The following is a 16,730-nucleotide window of genomic DNA, read 5'->3' on the forward strand; positions in this document are numbered from 1 at the left end:
AGGATCGCCTTCTTGAGGATTCTCTCGCAAACATTATGCCGACTGCCGGATTATGCCGCGTGCGGGTTGCTCACTGACGCCCTTGCGGCGGGGCGCGGATGTCGGTCGCCGAAGTTGTCGGCATAATCACAGGCTCTCGAGGAAGGCGAGCAAGGGGTCGGCGGGTTGGTAGCGCGCCGGCGCAAGGCCACTGGCGGTGGCAGATGCGAGAGCGCGTTGCTTGAGCTGCATGTCGGCATGCAAGTAAATCTGGGTGGTCTCCGGTGATTCGTGGCCGAGCCAGAGGGCGATCACGCTTGTGTCTACGCCGCGCCGGAGCATGTCCATGGCTGCCGAGTGACGTAGCGTGTGCGGTGTCACGGACTTCGTCGCCAGCGAGGGGCAGGCCTGACGCGCGGTAGCCGCATGCCGCGATACGAGTTGCTGCAAGGCGTCGGCGCTCAAACGGCCGCCGCGCAAACTGGGGAAGAGCGGATCATCGGGTTCTGCGTGCTGACGCGATAACCATTCGTTGAGGATCGCAGCGACGTCTGGTCGTAGCGGCGTACAGCGCATCTTCCGGCCTTTGCCGAGGCAACGAACGTGCGCGCCGGTGCCGAGTTCAACGTCCCGGCGGCGAAGCGACGTGAGCTCGCTATTGCGCAAACCGGTCTGAACGGCGATGAGCAGCAACGCCCGGTCCCGTGCGCCGATCCATGTGCCTGGGTCAGGCGCGGCCAGGAGAGCCGCGACCTCTTCCTCGGTGAGAAACGCCACCGAAGCACGCTCATAGCGTTTCACGGGGATCGCAAGAATGCGCTGGCACTGGAGGGAAAGCGCAGGTTCATTGATCGCGACGAAGCGAAAGAAGGCATGCAGTGCGGACAAACGGGCGTTGCGCGTGCGTGCAGAGTTGGCGCGCTCCCGTTCGAGGTGGCGAAGGAACGTCTCCAGGAAAGGAGCGTCGAGGTCTTCCATGCGCAATTCGCAAGGCCCCCGCTTGAGCTGCTGCGCGGCGAAACGCAGCAGCAGGCGGAAGGTGTCGCGGTAACTCGCCACCGTGTGTGCGCTGACCCCTTGCTGCTCGCGCAAGCGGTCAGTGAAGAACCGTTGCAGGAGGCTGGCCGTGCCGGCAGCGTTCATGGCTCGCCCCCGGGAAGCTGCACGCAAGGGTAGTCGCTGGCCAGTTGGAGAAGTTCCGGGACGGCCTCGATATACCAATAGGTAAGGCCGACATCGACGTGACCAAGGTAGGTGGCGAGCTTGGGCAACTCTTGCTTGATGTCCAGCCCCGCCCGATACCATTCGACCAGCCTTCCCGTGGCAAAGCTGTGCCTGAAATCCTGCAGCCGCGGCCCACGACCGATACGCCGACGCTCGGCCTGCGGGCGAAGGCCGAGCGCGCAAGATATCTTGGCAAAGGTACGACGGGCCGCAAAACCGGCTAGGCGAATACCCTTCTCGCTCACGAGAAATGCCTCGCTACGTCGGTGTGAACAGAGCTCGTCCCGTCGTTGTGCATAATGCTCAAGGGCCCCGCGCGTCGAGTCCTCAACTGGAACAAAGCGGGACTTTCCGAACTTCGTCTGTCGGATCGAAAGGATCCCATTGGCGAGATCGACGTCAGAGCGGTCGAGTGCGAGCGCCTCACCGGGCCGCAGGCCGGTCGCGGCGAGAAGCCCAATGAGCGTCGAATAAGTCAGTGCCCGCAATCCTGTGGGCGAAGGCAATTGAGAGGCCTCGGCGATGAGCCGTTCGATTTGCTGGTCGGTATAAATGTGCGGCGCTGTGCGACGCCGACGCGCGTCGAGAATGCGCCGTGGCGGAACCTCGGTTCGCGAATCGACGGCGCTGAGCCAGCCAGCGAATCCTCTCGCCAGGCCAAGACGCCGTGCCCAGGTGGCACGTTGAACCTGTTCCGGTTCGATCGCCCAGCGCAGGGCAAGCTCGGTGGTGATGAACTCAGCGGCCTCGCGTTCGAGGAAATCGACAAAATGGTCGAGTGTCACCGCCGGTTCTCGAAACTTCGTACCGAGGGCGCGGCGCACGGCCACATACTGGATGAGGGCTTCGCGAAGGGCGCTCATCGCGTACCTCCCGTTACCGGCCAGGGTCTGGCGACACCCCGTAGCGCCTCGAAAGACACTTTCGCATAGATCGCGGTACTGTTTGGCGAGCGATGCCGCAGGACCTCGCCGATCTCCGCCATGGACGCGCCGTGGCGAATCATTCGGGTGGCCAGGCTGTGCCGGAACAGGTGCGCAGCGCCACGGCTCGCCGGGCATACCCCGGCACGCCTGAAGGCCAGGCGTACGATATGGTCGATCGCCGCCGGGCCCGCCAGCCCGACACGTGGCGCCAGCAGGCGCACAAAGACGCGGCGCGATGCGCTGGCGCGGGCTTCGCGGAGGTAGCCAGCCAGCGCCTCGCCAACATCGGACAGCAGCGGCAAATGTTCTACCATCCGGCCCTTGCCGTGAACGACGATCTCCCCTGATCGCCAAAGGAGATCGCCGAGTTCCAGCGAGGCGATCTCTCCCGCTCGCAAACCCAGTCGAGCGAGCAAGAGCAGGATCGCGTAGTCACGGCACCCACGCGATGTCGAACGATCGGTAGAGTCGAGAACACGCTCGACTTCTTCGGGGGAGAGCAACGCGGGCAATGAAGACTGGCGCCATGTGCGCACCGGCGGAACCGAAACGGCAAGGTCAACGAGCGTATCGCCACGAAGGAAGAGGAAGTGGCAAAGTGATCGCAGCGCCGTCGCCAGCAGCCGAGAATACTCGGCTGAGCGATCGACGCTACGCGCCAGGAGATAGCGCCGGATCGTCAGCGCGTCGAACGAGCCGGGAGATAAACCGCTACCTCCGGCCATCTGGCTGGCAAGGAAATCACGAACCAGAGGGCCGTACACGCGAAGCGAGTTCTCCGCCAGTCCGCGATCGTGGCGCAAGTAGTCCAGGTACCGCTTATTGAGTTCGTCAGCCGGTGATGCGTCGATCGGTGTCAGGGGCAAAACCACCACGCTCTTGGCACGCAGGTACTCAAGCAGAGGCCGCAAAGCAGCCATTTCAAACTGAACGCGCTCCGCCGGTGTTTCCGACGAGCGTTTCACGAATGCGGCCATGTCGCTGTCACCAAGACGATCCAGGGCGATGCGCTCGCGCTTTGTCCACCGGGTGAAGGCTGTCACTACCGATCGCTTCTTGCGAATCGTCCGTTCCGCGTAGCCCGCGCCGCGAAGGTCTTCCAGAAAAGCTTCAATGTGGGAAGCAGGCAGCCCCAGTGGCATGCCGCCTTCCAATCCATCTGTCGTCATGTGATCTCTCCTTGTCTGGCATCATTGCCAGCCTCAGGAGATCTCACGGATTATGCCGTGTCAGCAACCCAACGAACCTTGCTGCAAGCGCGCCTTAACCCACCTGCGCGGCATAATCCGGCAGTCGGCATAATGTTTGTCATGCCGCGCGCGGCATGACAAACATTGTCCTGATTAGCAATGAACCTCAGCCATCCGAATCGTGCCCTCCGGTTGCGGACCACAGCGAGCTGCGGCGACAAGCAAGCGCTGATGCAGCGTTCTGAGATCGAATCGGCGGTTGAAGCGGTAGGTGAATGCGGCCAAGTACCGAGCGGCATACTTTCGGAAGTCGAATGCATGGTAGCTGCCACTCAAACTGGTCTTGAGGTTACCGAGGACGGTGTTGACCCACTGGAACTCGGGCAAGTCTTTCGGCTTTCGCCCCGCGACGACGGTGCGCTGATGCACACAGCCGGCCTCGGTGACCGCGCTGAAACAGGACAGCCCGTCGGAACAGACGGTGCTGCCCACGGCCAGGTTCGTTCTGGCCCACGCCGCAATCGCCTTGAGGGTGAAACCGGGCACCGGCGAGAGCTTAACGCGCAAGGGATGGCCCTCATCGCTGAGTGAGACGGCGGCCACGAACGGAACCTTGTTCTCGGAGCCGCGACCGGCCTTGCCGCCGCTACGCTCGCCGCCGAGGTAGGCATCATCGACCTGGACCTGACCTTCGAGAACGTAGCGTTCTTCGCGCGCGGCCATGGCGTGCATCAGCTTGTGGTCAATGAGCCACGCCGTTCGATAACTCACCCCCAGCTGGCGTTTAAGCGCGAGTGCCGACAACCCGGTCTTGGCCTGACTGATCAGGTAGATGGCAAGGAACCAGACCGTCAGCCCAAGCTTGGTGCCCTGAAAGATCGTGCCAGCAATCAGCGAGGTTTGATGGCGGCAGGCCTTGCACTGGAACATCTTGCGGTTCGCACCGCGAAGACCGCAATACGCCGACGTACCACAGCAAGGGCAGCGGAAGCCCTCGGGCCAGCGAGCAGACTCAAGCGCCGCTTCGCACTGGGGCTCGGACCCATATCGTCCAAAAAATTCAGGCATCGACAAGCCTGGCTGGAACTGAATTCGATTCATCGGCATGGTGAGCTCCTCGGGGCGGTAACTGTACGTGCGTACAGTATATGCCACCTCTGGGCTCTGGGAACACGTACGGCTGAGGTTCATTGCTAATCAGGAACATTGTTGTCAATCGGGGCGCCCGCCACGCGCAGGAAGAGCGTCAGCTTCTGCCAGTGGTTCTGCATGTACGAGATTGCCTGCCCGAGCCCCGAGTGAGGCTCCACGAGGTGCTCCGCGAACTGCCTGGTCATCCAGTCCTCGAGCGCCTTCATGCGCGGGGCGCTCTCCTGCTGGTGCAGGAGCAGGCGATCCGGCGGCGAAAGACCTTTCCGCCGCGCCTGCTGGTCGGTGCGGAAGACCTCGCGTAGCGTCTTGAGGACGAAGGCGACTTCGTCGGGAAAGGCATTGGCCACGTCGACGTACTTGCGTCGCGCATGCGGAAGACAAGAAGCGGCCTGGGTCGGATGATCGCCCGGCTTGTTGCGAGACAAGCCATCGGACATCTGGATCGGCGGGTCCGGCGCCTCACGGCGGTCGAGCACCTCGGCGAGGTGTTCGCCGGCATGGCAGGGCCCGGTCTTGAACAACGCGATCGGGCCGTGTGCCGTCTCGGCGACCAGCCCGGAAGTGAACACCCCGGTGCGATCCGCGCGGGCGCCCGGCGGCAGCGCCTCGGTGCGTGCCTCCTGGGTAAAGTTCAGGATGCGCATCGTCGTATCGTCGTTGTAGAGCACCGACCCCTCGGCCGCCTGCTCGGCCAGTTCCGCAAAGGCCGGCGTCAGACGTGCCGCCGCCTGCTGCACGACCTCCCACTGGGTCGCCGCCGGCAACGGGATGGCCAGCGCCTTCTCGAGCCGCTGGATACGGTGGAACGGCAAACCGCAGCCGTACTTCAGGAGCGCGATCATCGCCGCGGCGGTCTCGTCGTATTTCGCCTCGCCGACCCCTGCCGGTGGCTCGGCAGTGAACACCGTGCCACAGAGTCCGCAACGCAGCCGTTCCAGTTCATAGACCTGCGCCGCCAGGGGCGCCACCCCGGTCACGCGAACCAGCAGCGCCGGCTCGCGTCGTTGCCCGTACAAGCGGCCCTCACAACCCGACTCGGGGCAGGGATCGCCGTGCTTCAAGCGCGCATGGGCAACCGCGATGCGCGGCGCGCGGGGATAGTCCTCGGCCCCGTTGCGACCGTGCCCGGGGCGCTTCTTCTTCTCGCGCCGCGGGTCCGGATCGGCCGTGCCTGTCGGCGCACCACCGGAGTCCGTTTCGCCGGCCGCAGCCGGCGGACGCTCGCCCGTCTTCTCTTCCCCGAGAACCGCGGCCGTGCGCTCGCTCGGCGAGCCGAAGACAATCCGCTGCACCCGTGCCAGCGTGGTCTGCGTCGACTCAAGCTCGGCGGTCACCCGCGCGAGGGTGTCCACCGCGGCCTTGAGGGTGGCCTGCTCGGCCTCGGGCAACGCGCCGTCGCGGGTGCGCTCGACAATGGCGTTGAGCTCCTGAATCGGGATCTGGATCCGCCGGGGCGGTTTCTGCCGGCGCCGGCTCATGCCAGCCCCCCGAGGCGGCGACGGAAGTCCGCGTGCAGCGGGTAACCAAGGACTTGCTTGCGGGAGCGGTTCGGGCGATGGCTCAGGTCGTCCTTGCCGCGACCGGTGGTCAGGCCCAGTTCCTGCCAGTTGGCGGCCCGGTAACAGGTCCCCGCATAGCGCTCGGGATCGACGAAGCTCTCCAGATAATGCACCGGATGGCCATAGAGCGTCTGCCAGTCGGCGCCAATCCGCCGCGCGACTCGGCCGAGGAGATGCGAGGCCAGATGCGGAACCCGCACCCAGGGCACCACGAGGAAGCGGCTCTGGTAGGCGATCTCGTGCACATGCGCCCGGCGCACGGCCGGCGACCAGCCGATGAAGCGGTCACGCGGAGCGAGGTGGCGCGGCGCCGAGGTGAAGCCCAGACAGGCGAGCGGCCGCCCTTGGCTGAAGGCCAGGTACTTGAGCTGTTCGCCGACGCCCTGCATCGGGCCGAGGTAATGCGCCTCGGCGATCAGGTGATCGAAGAGTCCTTCCAGCGGCGTGCGGCGAACGGTGATCAGTTCGATGGGGCGCAACGCGTCGAGACGCGCTTCCAGCGGCGAGCGGTCCACCGTCACCGGCGGCGGCCGGCGGCGGGCGATGGCGTTATTCGGCGGGCGCTGGCGGACCGCTGGCAAGCAGATGTGCTCGGCCCGGTGCAGGACGAGCAGCAGGCTGCGGCAGACCATGTCGCGCAGTGCGCCATTGGGCTGACGCCAGTCCCAGTGTTCGCACAGGCGCTGCGAGAATGCCCGGCGGCTGGCGTCGGGATGCGCTTTGAGTAGCGCGCGGATGGTTTCGAGGTCGCCGGTAGTAACCGTGCGGCCACGGTAGGAAAGGATCGTGGGCACGCAGACCGTTATACCGGTTCTGCATCTGGAACGCAAGCGTCAGGCGAGCGCGCGCCAGGGCGGCATCCCCCCGGCCGCCGCGTAATCGCCTCCCGAGAGCAGCACCGCCAGGGCGTGCGGGGCGAGCACCTGCCCCGGCGACTCCCTGGGCCAGCAGCGGAAGCGGCCCTGCGACAAGCGCTTCTGACACAGCCAGAAGCCTTGACCGTCATAGACCAGGAGTTTGACCGCCGTGTGCCGGCGGTTGCGAAAGACGAACAGGGCGCCGCTGAACGGGTCTTCGGCCAGGACCTGGCGCACGCGCCGGGCCAGGCCGTCGATGCCGCAGCGAAAGTCGGCCGGCTCGGCGGCGACCCAGACGCGCAGGCGCGGGCTCAGCGCGATCACGGCCTTGTCTGCCACAGGCTGCGCGCGACCTCGGCGATCTCGCTGCTGGCCGCACGCGGCAGTTCGATACGCAGCGCCCGGCCGTGCCGGTCAGAGAGGACCAGGATGCAGGGAGACGGGGCAAGCGGCAGGCCAAAGTCGAGTTCGACGAACTCCGCCGAGGGCGCCGATGAGCGCACGCCGGCGGCGGGTCGCTTGGCGGTGACTGTGCTGGCCAGCCGGCGCTTCAGGCTGGTGTAGTCGAGTTTCAGAGCAACGGCGACCTTGGCGATGCCGTGCCGCTCGGCGAGTTCCATTGCTCGCGACCAGAGGTCTTCCGGGATACGCGGACTGCGCGGGCGGGTCTTCCGCCATTCGGCAAGGGCGGCCGCGGCATCGGCCAGCTGGGGGTCGGACACGGTTAGGGACGGCGCCATCGGGAGGCCTCTGGATCAGTGAATACGGGCCTACCACGCTACCAGACCGCCTCGGCGATTTCATGCAGCGTTGCCGAAAGGACACGATAGACGGCCAGCGCCAGTTCCAGCTTGCTCTGGCTGCCCAGCTGCAAGGCCTCGACCCGGCAACCGTTCTTGAGCACATGGAACAAGGTTTCGATCTCCCAGCGGCAGCGATACCAGTCGATCAACTCGACGGCCGCCTCAAGACCGGCGACTTTACGATTGGTCAGCAAGCGCCATTCGACCGGCTTGCAGCCGGCGGGCGCCCCGATTTCCGTGGCGATCAGGCAGGTCACGCTGACGTGGCGGCCGTCCGTGTCAGGAGCCGGGAGGTCGACCGCATGGCTTCGCAACTGCTGGCGCACGATCCGTTTCGGCTGCCCGTGCCGCGATGCCAGAGTGAATTCGATCTCGCCGAGCGGCGATTCGGCAAGAGTTGCCGCCCACAGTTTGCCGCCTTGCGGCAAACAGCGGTTGTGTTTGGCGCGAATCAGCCAGTCGGCCGGCGTCCCCAACGCCTGGGCGCGCTGCATCAGGCCGACGATGTCCGCTTCGCGGTCGGCCACATAGACCAATCGCGTTTGTGGCATCCCCGCCGCGGTTTCGGCGACCCGCTCGTAGCCTTCAATCCAGCGCGTGCTCTCGCTGATACCCGGCCGGCTTCCGTCGGCCGCTTTCGCTTCTCTCGCCCACATCCAGGCGTCGATCACCCCGAGCGGTTCGCGTTCCGGGGTCACCGCATAGGTCGGGTGCAGATACATGCCGCGCTGGGCTTCGTACGAGAGCGGCCCGAGTCCTTCGATCTCCTGACCGTTGAAGTCCAGTTCGGTGGTGTCCTGAAGGCACAACACCACCGGGTGTTGTGCCATGCGCCCTCCTGATTAGCAATGAACCTCAGCCATCCGAATCGTGCCCTCCGGTTGCGGACCACAGCGAGCTGCGGCGACAAGCAAGCGCTGATGCAGCGTTCTGAGATCGAATCGGCGGTTGAAGCGGTAGGTGAATGCGGCCAAGTACCGAGCGGCATACTTTCGGAAGTCGAATGCATGGTAGCTGCCACTCAAACTGGTCTTGAGGTTACCGAGGACGGTGTTGACCCACTGGAACTCGGGCAAGTCTTTCGGCTTTCGCCCCGCGACGACGGTGCGCTGATGCACACAGCCGGCCTCGGTGACCGCGCTGAAACAGGACAGCCCGTCGGAACAGACGGTGCTGCCCACGGCCAGGTTCGTTCTGGCCCACGCCGCAATCGCCTTGAGGGTGAAACCGGGCACCGGCGAGAGCTTAACGCGCAAGGGATGGCCCTCATCGCTGAGCGAGACGGCGGCCACGAACGGAACCTTGTTCTCGGAGCCGCGACCGGCCTTGCCGCCGCTACGCTCGCCGCCGAGGTAGGCATCATCGACCTGGACCTGACCTTCGAGAACGTAGCGTTCTTCGCGCGCGGCCATGGCGTGCATCAGCTTGTGGTCAATGAGCCACGCCGTTCGATAACTCACCCCCAGCTGGCGTTTAAGCGCGAGTGCCGACAACCCGGTCTTGGCCTGACTGATCAGGTAGATGGCAAGGAACCAGACCGTCAGCCCAAGCTTGGTGCCCTGAAAGATCGTGCCAGCAATCAGCGAGGTTTGATGGCGGCAGGCCTTGCACTGGAACATCTTGCGGTTCGCACCGCGAAGACCGCAATACGCCGACGTACCACAGCAAGGGCAGCGGAAGCCCTCGGGCCAGCGAGCAGACTCAAGCGCCGCTTCGCACTGGGGCTCGGACCCATATCGTCCAAAAAATTCAGGCATCGACAAGCCTGGCTGGAACTGAATTCGATTCATCGGCATGGTGAGCTCCTCGGGGCGGTAACTGTACGTGCGTACAGTATATGCCACCTCTGGGCTCTGGGAACACGTACGGCTGAGGTTCATTGCTAATCAGGTGCGTCCTTGAGTGCAATCCATGTGCGGTTGCAGGATCGATTGCCAGTTCAACCCGCGCTTGCCAGCGCGGGCCTGATCGAAGAAGCGGTACGCCGCCACCGTCTCCGCCCAATCGCCACAGGCGCCCGGTATGCTCGCCGTCGGCTGCTCTGCAAAGCGTGTCGCCAGTTTGATCAGCCTCAGCCTCACACGTCCGTCCCCCAGTTCAGCCCCGCCAAATTCGTCTCCCGCCCAGTTTGCCATCGCCCGATCCCTATGAAATTCCCCCGCAGGAATTGTCTCTATTGCGCGAATGATTCTGACATGTTGAAAGCGGCTGGAAAGTCGATACGGCGGCAGCGGACGGCGGCCCACATTGCTTTGACGCCGTTTTGCGTGACGCGGTAGAGGCGAGAGTTGGTGACCTTGGCGATCAAGCCATGGCCGCGCAGTTTAGCGATCAGGCGGCTGGTTCGATGCGTGCGCCGCTTGCCTTCGGCCGTGTTGTTGGGAGGGGCGGAGTAAAGCTTGGCCTGGAGATCGCGGTTGCGGAAGCCATTGATGGCGAACTCGCCGGCCAGCAGCGAGGTGAACAGAGCGACGTTCTCCGCGGTGACCGGGTTGAAAGCGGCGACATGCCGACCGGCCTTGCTCTGTGACCGGCACAGGCGATCGATAGCCTCGATCGCCTGACCTTGAAGGGGAGCATTGGCCAAGGCGTCGATCAGGCGCGAGTTGGCACCGTGAGCGACTTCGGCGTAGCGCCAGAAATTCGAGACCCCTTTGCGCATCGGCGACCACCGGCAGACGACCTGACCCTCGGCATTTTCGGACGAGGTGAGGATTTTGAACTCTGCCGGATTGTTGAGGGTGGTCTCGATTCTCAAGACGTTGAGATGATCGTAAAGTTTGACGGAGTTGCGTCGGATACGGAACTTGATCCGGCAACCTTCAGGCCGCTTCTTGCTGTCGATCACGACTTCGCCCGTGAAGAGGTGATGAGGTTTTTGGCCAAGAAAGCGCATGACGTCAGTGGCGCCGAAGCCGGTGATGGCGGCATGGACGAGGTGCTGGTGGATCCGTTCGAGATCGGCTCTGGACTTGAACAGGATATCGGTGGCCACTTCTGCCTGGTCGATGCCGAACCAGTAGCCGTCGAACTTCGCCGCGGCGATGGCCGGCAAGAGCGGATTGACGCGGGCCACCTGGCGAATCAGGAACGCCGGCCAGTCGGTGTGATTGAACTGCTCGGCGAGTGCCGCCGTGGCCTCGAAATCCGACACCCAGAGAATCTTGTTGTCGCTACGCTCGAAGGCCACACCCACTTGCGGCAGTTGCCGACACAGCCACTCGCGGCCATTGACGTAAATCTGAATGGCGTACGGCGCCCAGGTCTGGATACGCACGTGCATCCAGCCAAAAACCGGGTCGATCAGATACCAGTACAGGTGCAGGCAGCGGCGATTGCGCCGGACGACTTCCAGACGTTGTGTCTTGCGATTGCCGGCAACGGCGAACGAGACGCACGGTTCGAGAACCGAGAAGATGCAGACCAGGCCTTCGCTGATGCCGTCCTGCTCGGCGATGGCTCGGGCCATCGCTTCCTTCGATCGACCGCTGGCGTGCGTGTGCGCGGAGACGAGAAAGTGGTAGGGACGCCCCGCCTCTTCGGCGGTCGTCTTGGCGTGTTGGATGAGCGTTTCGGTTTCGCTTTCGAAGAACTTCCCGGCATCCTTGAGCAGCACGCCTCGCTTGGACAGGTAGCGGCCAAACGCACCATCCGGAAACATCGAGGTCAGGTAGCCCTTGAAGATGATCCGGTCGAACCCTTCGACCACACCCAGGATTGACTCTTCGTGCTTCTTGAGGAAAATGTCCATGTCGCCTCGCTTGCCGTGCGGTGGTCTACCTCCTACGTGGGGTTGAGGATATTGTCCTCGCAAATTAAATCCGGCGGTATCGGGGGCGACACCTCCTTTTGGTTGCGGCCAACGGCCGCGCTAAGAAAATGGGAAAGGGAAAGCAATGGGTATACCAGACAAAATCCGTCAACTATTTGCCCGGGGCATATCGGGCGGCCAAGTTATGCTGATTGAGTTGTGTATAACGAGATGCGCCAAGGCGTACTGTCCCCCGGATTCCCATTTAGGTAACCTTGACTCCGGAAATTAAAGCATCCTGGCGCGGAATTGTACGTTTCGGCCATCCAGTGGGCGTTCGCAACGTCGTCGCCCATCGCGATGTAAGGCTGGGGGTTCGGGTACCAATCGAAACTTTCCATACGCGTCACCAGGTAAACACCGCTGCCGGAAATGGAATCGCTTAGTTGCCCTTCTGGCGAGGGCTGCTCGAACATCCAAATACCTGTGGGGAATCCTTCATGGATCTGAGGTCGCACGAGCCAGAATGTCCCTCGCTTCTTACTATCGTTCGACATATAGGCTGATCCGTTGTTGGCACCGCCGTCCAGGAACTTGTAACTCCCCGCTCCCTGGGAAACCATTTGGCAGAGCCCGCTCTTTAGTTCCATTGTACTTGTCTCCCGGTTCTCACCTTAAGGATGGCCATTGCAAGCTGTGCCGCAGCCGCGCAGACAGGAGGTTAGGATGCCCCGGAGGTCTGCGTTGAAACTGTACGAAAGAGGGGCGCTGGTCAACGATTAGTAAAATCCAATATTCGATATGGCTGTTTTCGGCATTTTTGCCGCGAACTCCCCTATTGCCGTGCTACTTCATGCAGCGGGCGCAATTTGCCCTACCCCGACGGAGCCGTCGGTGGTGAGTGCGGTGGTCAAAGCGTCGGGGACGTACCCCGAGCAGGCGGGAATCAAAGAGAGGACCGGCAGTGAGCCCGTGATGACGCATCGATACCTACCTAACGGTCGCCAAAGGAAAGAGCGAGAGCGTTCTTCAGGAAGCGGTCGCCCGGGGTCGCCGGCCCGGACGGCTTCGGCGAACCCGGGCGAACGGCGGCAATGCGGAGGACAGCTGGCGCTGAAGGCGCATTCTCCCAATGACCGCAGCGCACAAAGAAGGCTCTGCGGTGCTCGGCGCCTACACCCAACAAGCAGAGTACCTCGACGAGCGCAGAAGCATGATGCACCACTGGGCTGATCATCTCGACGAGTGGAGGTCATGCTTATGCACCTTCTCTTGCCTCGATGGGGATGACGCCGAGCCATACTGGCGTCCGGGATCCATTTATCTGAAAAACGCTGCCGCCACCGGCAGGCGGCGCTGCCTCGGTGAAGGCGTTCACCACCACTTGATGAGTGACCAGAATCACCGGCTGGCCATCGACGGGCAAGCTGGCGAGAAACGCTCGCAAGGCGTCGAGAGTCGTTTGGCGATCGTCTGGCCGTCCAAAAAAGGAATTCAGCGCCGGCAAGGACTCTACCGGCCCAAAGTTCAGTAGGCGGGCCGTTTCCAGCGCGCGGCACCATTGGCTTGAAAAGACCCTCGCATTGGTCAGGCCAACCGCACGCAGGCGAGTGCCCAAGCGTCGTGCCTGAGCCCGGCCGCTGGCATCAAGATTGCGCTGGGTGGAACAATCGCCGATGACGAAATTCGGCGGATCGCCGAACCCCGGCGCGTGTGCATGCCGCAGCATAAGCACACGGCCCGGCTTGGCAAGTTCGCCGAGCGGCACAGCCGGGTCATCGGCCCGCGCCGGAAAGGACCATGAGATGGCCATAAGGGCAAGGATGATCAGTTTGCGCATTTTCCTCCTTCCTTCAGCCGACAAGTTCGATCGCGCGCAGGTCGAGCTTGAACGGACCCATTTGTCGATCGGCGACCAGCAGGCCCACCTGTTGTGCGCATGATGGCTCAAGCGATGGCAGGTAGTCGACGACGCGTCCTCGCCAGGTCGGGAAAAAATCGGCGGCGGCCGGTCCTATCATGGTCCAGTTGCCAACCGGTGGCTGCAAAGCCGCCTGATAAGTGATCCCGTCGAACTCGGCACCGGCCCGGATGCTGACTTGTAGCGTTCGCCGTCACCGCGCACGATGAGCAAATAGGCTGAGCGGCCCACGCTAACGTCCGCTATTGCCGGCGCGCGAACGGACGCACGGCGACGATCGGAGGGCAGACTTGACCATCCGGCATCTCGCTGCCGGCTCATGGCGGCGCCTGACCCGACACGTAAAGCAGGAACAAGGCGCGGATATCCACCCTCGCCTTCAATTTGGCCGCCAGCAGATAGAGGCCGCCCGCCTTGCGGTGCAAGAACAGGGCGTCCGCCGGCGGCGTATGCCAGGAATCCCTTTCGCTGCTCAATGCCAGACCGGCGTCACGGATTCGCGCTGGCAGATCCGAGTTGCCGAAATCGTAGGCACCGGCATAGCGCAAGGGTTCGCAGGCGTGCATGAAGACATCCAGGACGAGTTGCCGCTGCCGCTCCCCGATGTCGGCCCGGAAATACCCGATGGCGCTGGCGGCCACGCTCATTTCCTGCCGCTCTCCAACGATGGCACTTCCCATCAGCCGGCGATAGGCGTCAACGATGGCTGCCGGATAGCAGCGGGTGGCGCCAAAGTCGAGCAGAATCAATCGGCGGCTGGCACTGTCGTAGCGGTAGTTGGCAAAATTGGGGTCGCTCTGGATCAATCGGAACTCGAAGATCTCCCGGAAAAACAGCCTGAACAGCAGTCCTGCCACACGGTCGCGCTCTGCTTGCGGGGCATGCAGCAAGGATTCGACCGGCACGCCGCCCATAGCCGACATGACCAGGACCCTCTCCGTTGTCAGGTCGGCGTGCACCTCGGGCAGCATGAACTCGGGCGCGTCGGCAAGCAGTCCAGCGTAGCGGCTGAGCAAGGCCGCCTCGCCGAGATAATCCGCTTCGGCGTGCAGCTGACGTTTCGCCTCCAGTAGCAGTGGCCCGACCTCGAGGCCGCGCGGCAGCAGGCCCGAAACGCGCAGCAAGGTCGCGACATTGTCGATGTCGCTGTCGATACTCCGGCGGATGCCGGGGTACTGGACTTTGATGGCCACGCGCCGTCCGTCCTTCGTTTCCGCCAGGTGGACCTGCCCAATCGATGCCGCCGCCACCGGAGTGAAGGAGAATTGCCGGAAATGACGGTCCCAGCCCTTTCCCCAGTTGGCATCGAGTACACTCACCAGCTGGCTCATCGGCATGGCTTTGGCGTCCGCGCGCAAGCTGGCGAGGATATCGCCAAACTCGGGCGGCAAGAGTTCGCCTGCATCCATGGACAGCAATTGCCCAAACTTCATCGCTGCACCGCGCAAGCGGGCAAGCTGATCGGCAACGCGGTAGGCGTTCTCAGGCGTCAGCAGCAAGTCGCCAATTCGCGGATGCTTGCCTCGGGCTAACTGCCGCGTGCCTTCTGCCAGCATACTGCCGGCAACACCGCCGGCAAGAACACCCAGCCGGGCAATCCTGGACCAGCGTCCCCGGGGAACGGCCGAGGTGCTTGCGTCGCGTTTGCTTCGCTCATCATCGACCATGTGGCCTCGATTTCCATCTCATCCGACCGTAGCCCGGAACACTTGGCGAACGACCCTTCAGCACGAAGTCGGCGGGCGGGCCGTCGGGAGAATCCGGGGTTTCCGAATCCTCCAGCGGATAGGCATCCGCCACATAAGCGGGACCTTTCATCACCATGACGATGAATGCAGCAATCGCTACCGTGAGCACCGCCGTCCAGTGCAGGAGCACGATACCGAGCGCAAGGATGTCGACCATCTGGAGGCGAGTGGAGGCTTCCACTGCATCCCCTTCGCCGAGAACAATCCTCGCCGCAAGCGACGGCAGGGCCAGAAGCAGCGTTCCGAAAACGAGCACGCGGGGTAATAGACGGAGCACGTCGCGCTCCCGACCAGCCGGCGTTGGCACGAATCCCGGAAGTCTGTTGAAGGCGTTCATCGTGGCTCCTTTGCGCGATGGGTCTTGAACGATTACCAGCTGTCAGCGAAAGCTCCGGCGGTCAGGCAAAGGCAGGCCACGCTAGTCAGCCGGAAGCGCAACGGCAGGTACCAGGCCGGCAAACGGCTGGCGGCGATCAGAAATCTATCCTGCCAGTAGTGGGCCAGAAACCCGGTCACCAAAAGAATACTCGCCAGCATCGGCGAGAACAGAGATGCCGACCAGGCGATAAGCGCCGGGACGACACTCCAGACGAAGCACCACGTCCGCTGACTTGCGCTCAGATCCGTCAAAGCCATGGCGAATCCCCAATGCAGGGCGCCGACGAAAGTCAGGATCACCGCACCGTAGGCAAACAGCGCATCGCTCCAGAGCTTTGCGTGGTGCGGGTCGACGAGGCTGGCGGGGGCCAGGACGAGAAACGGCAGCAGTCCTCCGTAACCGAGCCAGGCAACGCTGCGCGGCATGGGATTGGGCAGTGAGTGGTCCATCGCGTCCTACCTGACCAACGGTCGAATGCTGGAAAAGCCGGCATCCATCGACCACACCTGGCCGGTCACCCGGGCCGCCTTGTCCGAGAGCAGCCAGACCATCAGTTCGGCCAGTTCGTCGGGAGAACCAATGCCCGGCAAGGGATACTGGCGAGCCGCCGCGTCGCGGCCCATCGCGGTGCCGAGAATGGCGGTGGAGGCAGGCGTGTCCATGATGCCGGGGGCGACGGCGTTGATCCGGATGCCATTGCTCGCGTAGGTCGCCGCGGCGCTGCGTACCAGCCCTTCGACACCGGCTTTCGCTGCCGCTACTGCTTCGTGATTGGGGGTGCCGATCCGTGCAGCCGCCGACGAGACCAGCACCGCCGATCCCGGGCACTTGGCGTCGCGCAAGGCGCCGACGAAAGCTGCCAGTGTATGGAAGGCGCTGACCAGATTGGCGTTGAGGCAGGCCGCAAAGTCGGCGTCGGACATGCGATGCAGTGCGCCCAGGCGAATATTGCCGACGCAGTGCGCGAATGCCGTGGGCAGCAACTGGTGCGCTTTGGCGACCTCGAAAATGTGGCGTGCTCCGGCAACGCTGGAGCAGTCAGCGACCACCTGAACGTGGCTGTCCCCGTAGCTGTGGGTCAAGCGCTCACCCTCCCGGCTGGTCACCAGTAGTCGCCAGCCTGCCTCTGCCAGCCTGGCCGCCACCGATTGACCCAGCCCGCCTGCTGCTCCAGTGACCAGGGCTACTTTTTCCATGACATATCTTCTCCAGTTTCACCGGCTTTTTGGGAAGGGACTCCC

At 63.5% G+C, this 16,730-nt stretch carries 17 protein-coding genes and 2 pseudogenes; 1 reads left to right on the forward strand and 18 read right to left on the reverse strand.

From position 1 onward, the window contains the following. Positions 1-126 precede the first annotated feature (126 nt). From QZ634_RS05220 to QZ634_RS05275, 12 genes are all read right to left on the reverse strand, one after another. Entirely contained in the window at positions 127-1,122 is a 996-nt protein-coding gene (locus QZ634_RS05220; protein ID WP_291986183.1) for a tyrosine-type recombinase/integrase, read from the reverse strand. Next, positions 1,119-2,066, reverse strand: a complete 948-nt coding sequence (locus tag QZ634_RS05225; protein WP_291986002.1) for a tyrosine-type recombinase/integrase — start codon at positions 2,064-2,066, stop codon at positions 1,119-1,121. Before QZ634_RS05225 ends, QZ634_RS05220 begins: the two co-directional genes overlap by 4 nt. Further along, on the reverse strand, positions 2,063-3,298 hold the full coding sequence (locus QZ634_RS05230; protein ID WP_291986000.1) for a tyrosine-type recombinase/integrase: 1,236 nt from the start codon (positions 3,296-3,298) through the stop codon (positions 2,063-2,065). The genes QZ634_RS05225 and QZ634_RS05230 overlap by 4 nt, the downstream gene beginning before the upstream one ends. A gap of 174 nt (positions 3,299-3,472) precedes the next feature. Next, a complete protein-coding gene (locus QZ634_RS05235; protein ID WP_291986185.1) occupies positions 3,473-4,426 on the reverse strand; it encodes an IS1595 family transposase in 954 nt (317 codons plus the stop codon). Between the two features lie 86 nt (positions 4,427-4,512). Continuing rightward, positions 4,513-5,949, reverse strand: a complete 1,437-nt coding sequence (locus tag QZ634_RS05240) for a transposase (protein WP_291986187.1) — start codon at positions 5,947-5,949, stop codon at positions 4,513-4,515. Then, on the reverse strand, positions 5,946-6,824 hold the full coding sequence (locus QZ634_RS05245; protein ID WP_291986189.1) for a Druantia anti-phage system protein DruA: 879 nt from the start codon (positions 6,822-6,824) through the stop codon (positions 5,946-5,948). The genes QZ634_RS05240 and QZ634_RS05245 overlap by 4 nt, the downstream gene beginning before the upstream one ends. 39 nt (positions 6,825-6,863) lie before the next feature. Then, positions 6,864-7,211, reverse strand: coding sequence for an IS66 family insertion sequence element accessory protein TnpB (gene tnpB, locus QZ634_RS05250; protein WP_291985032.1), 348 nt, complete (start codon positions 7,209-7,211; stop codon positions 6,864-6,866). After that, positions 7,208-7,627: a hypothetical protein gene (locus tag QZ634_RS05255; RefSeq protein WP_291986191.1), complete on the reverse strand. Its 420-nt coding sequence runs from the start codon at positions 7,625-7,627 to the stop codon at positions 7,208-7,210. Before QZ634_RS05255 ends, tnpB begins: the two co-directional genes overlap by 4 nt. Positions 7,628-7,665: 38 nt before the next feature. Further along, positions 7,666-8,520, reverse strand: a complete 855-nt coding sequence (locus tag QZ634_RS05260; RefSeq protein ID WP_291986193.1) for an IS4 family transposase — start codon at positions 8,518-8,520, stop codon at positions 7,666-7,668. Positions 8,521-8,532: 12 nt separating this feature from the next. After that, positions 8,533-9,486: an IS1595 family transposase gene (locus QZ634_RS05265; protein WP_291986185.1), complete on the reverse strand. Its 954-nt coding sequence runs from the start codon at positions 9,484-9,486 to the stop codon at positions 8,533-8,535. A gap of 90 nt (positions 9,487-9,576) precedes the next feature. Beyond that, positions 9,577-9,825, reverse strand: a complete 249-nt coding sequence (locus QZ634_RS05270; RefSeq protein WP_291986195.1) for a transposase — start codon at positions 9,823-9,825, stop codon at positions 9,577-9,579. 38 nt (positions 9,826-9,863) lie between these two features. Then, on the reverse strand, positions 9,864-11,441 hold the full coding sequence (locus tag QZ634_RS05275) for a hypothetical protein (protein WP_291985071.1): 1,578 nt from the start codon (positions 11,439-11,441) through the stop codon (positions 9,864-9,866). A 1,132-nt stretch (positions 11,442-12,573) separates the two neighbouring features. Here QZ634_RS05275 and QZ634_RS05280 point away from each other — a divergent pair. Then, on the forward strand, positions 12,574-12,975 hold the full coding sequence (locus tag QZ634_RS05280) for a hypothetical protein (RefSeq protein ID WP_291988111.1): 402 nt from the start codon (positions 12,574-12,576) through the stop codon (positions 12,973-12,975). Between the two features lie 18 nt (positions 12,976-12,993). Here the strand turns inward: QZ634_RS05280 and QZ634_RS21505 are convergent. The 6 genes and pseudogenes from QZ634_RS21505 to QZ634_RS05310 all read right to left on the reverse strand — a co-directional run. Beyond that, a pseudogene (locus tag QZ634_RS21505) lies at positions 12,994-13,281 on the reverse strand (hypothetical protein); the annotation flags it as partial. 13 nt (positions 13,282-13,294) lie between these two features. Continuing rightward, positions 13,295-13,540, reverse strand: a pseudogene (locus QZ634_RS05290) (CIA30 family protein); the annotation flags it as partial. Between the two features lie 139 nt (positions 13,541-13,679). Continuing rightward, a complete protein-coding gene (locus QZ634_RS05295; protein WP_291986197.1) occupies positions 13,680-15,029 on the reverse strand; it encodes an AarF/ABC1/UbiB kinase family protein in 1,350 nt (449 codons plus the stop codon). After that, positions 15,019-15,447: a hypothetical protein gene (locus QZ634_RS05300; RefSeq protein WP_291986199.1), complete on the reverse strand. Its 429-nt coding sequence runs from the start codon at positions 15,445-15,447 to the stop codon at positions 15,019-15,021. Before QZ634_RS05300 ends, QZ634_RS05295 begins: the two co-directional genes overlap by 11 nt. A gap of 32 nt (positions 15,448-15,479) precedes the next feature. Further along, a complete protein-coding gene (locus QZ634_RS05305; RefSeq protein ID WP_291986200.1) occupies positions 15,480-15,938 on the reverse strand; it encodes a DUF3429 domain-containing protein in 459 nt (152 codons plus the stop codon). Between the two features lie 6 nt (positions 15,939-15,944). After that, positions 15,945-16,685, reverse strand: coding sequence for an SDR family oxidoreductase (locus tag QZ634_RS05310; protein WP_291986202.1), 741 nt, complete (start codon positions 16,683-16,685; stop codon positions 15,945-15,947). Positions 16,686-16,730: the final 45 nt, after the last annotated feature.

This window comes from Candidatus Accumulibacter sp. ACC007, assembly GCF_907163205.1.
In the GTDB taxonomy this organism is placed as follows: Bacteria; Pseudomonadota; Gammaproteobacteria; order Burkholderiales; family Rhodocyclaceae; genus Accumulibacter; species Accumulibacter regalis.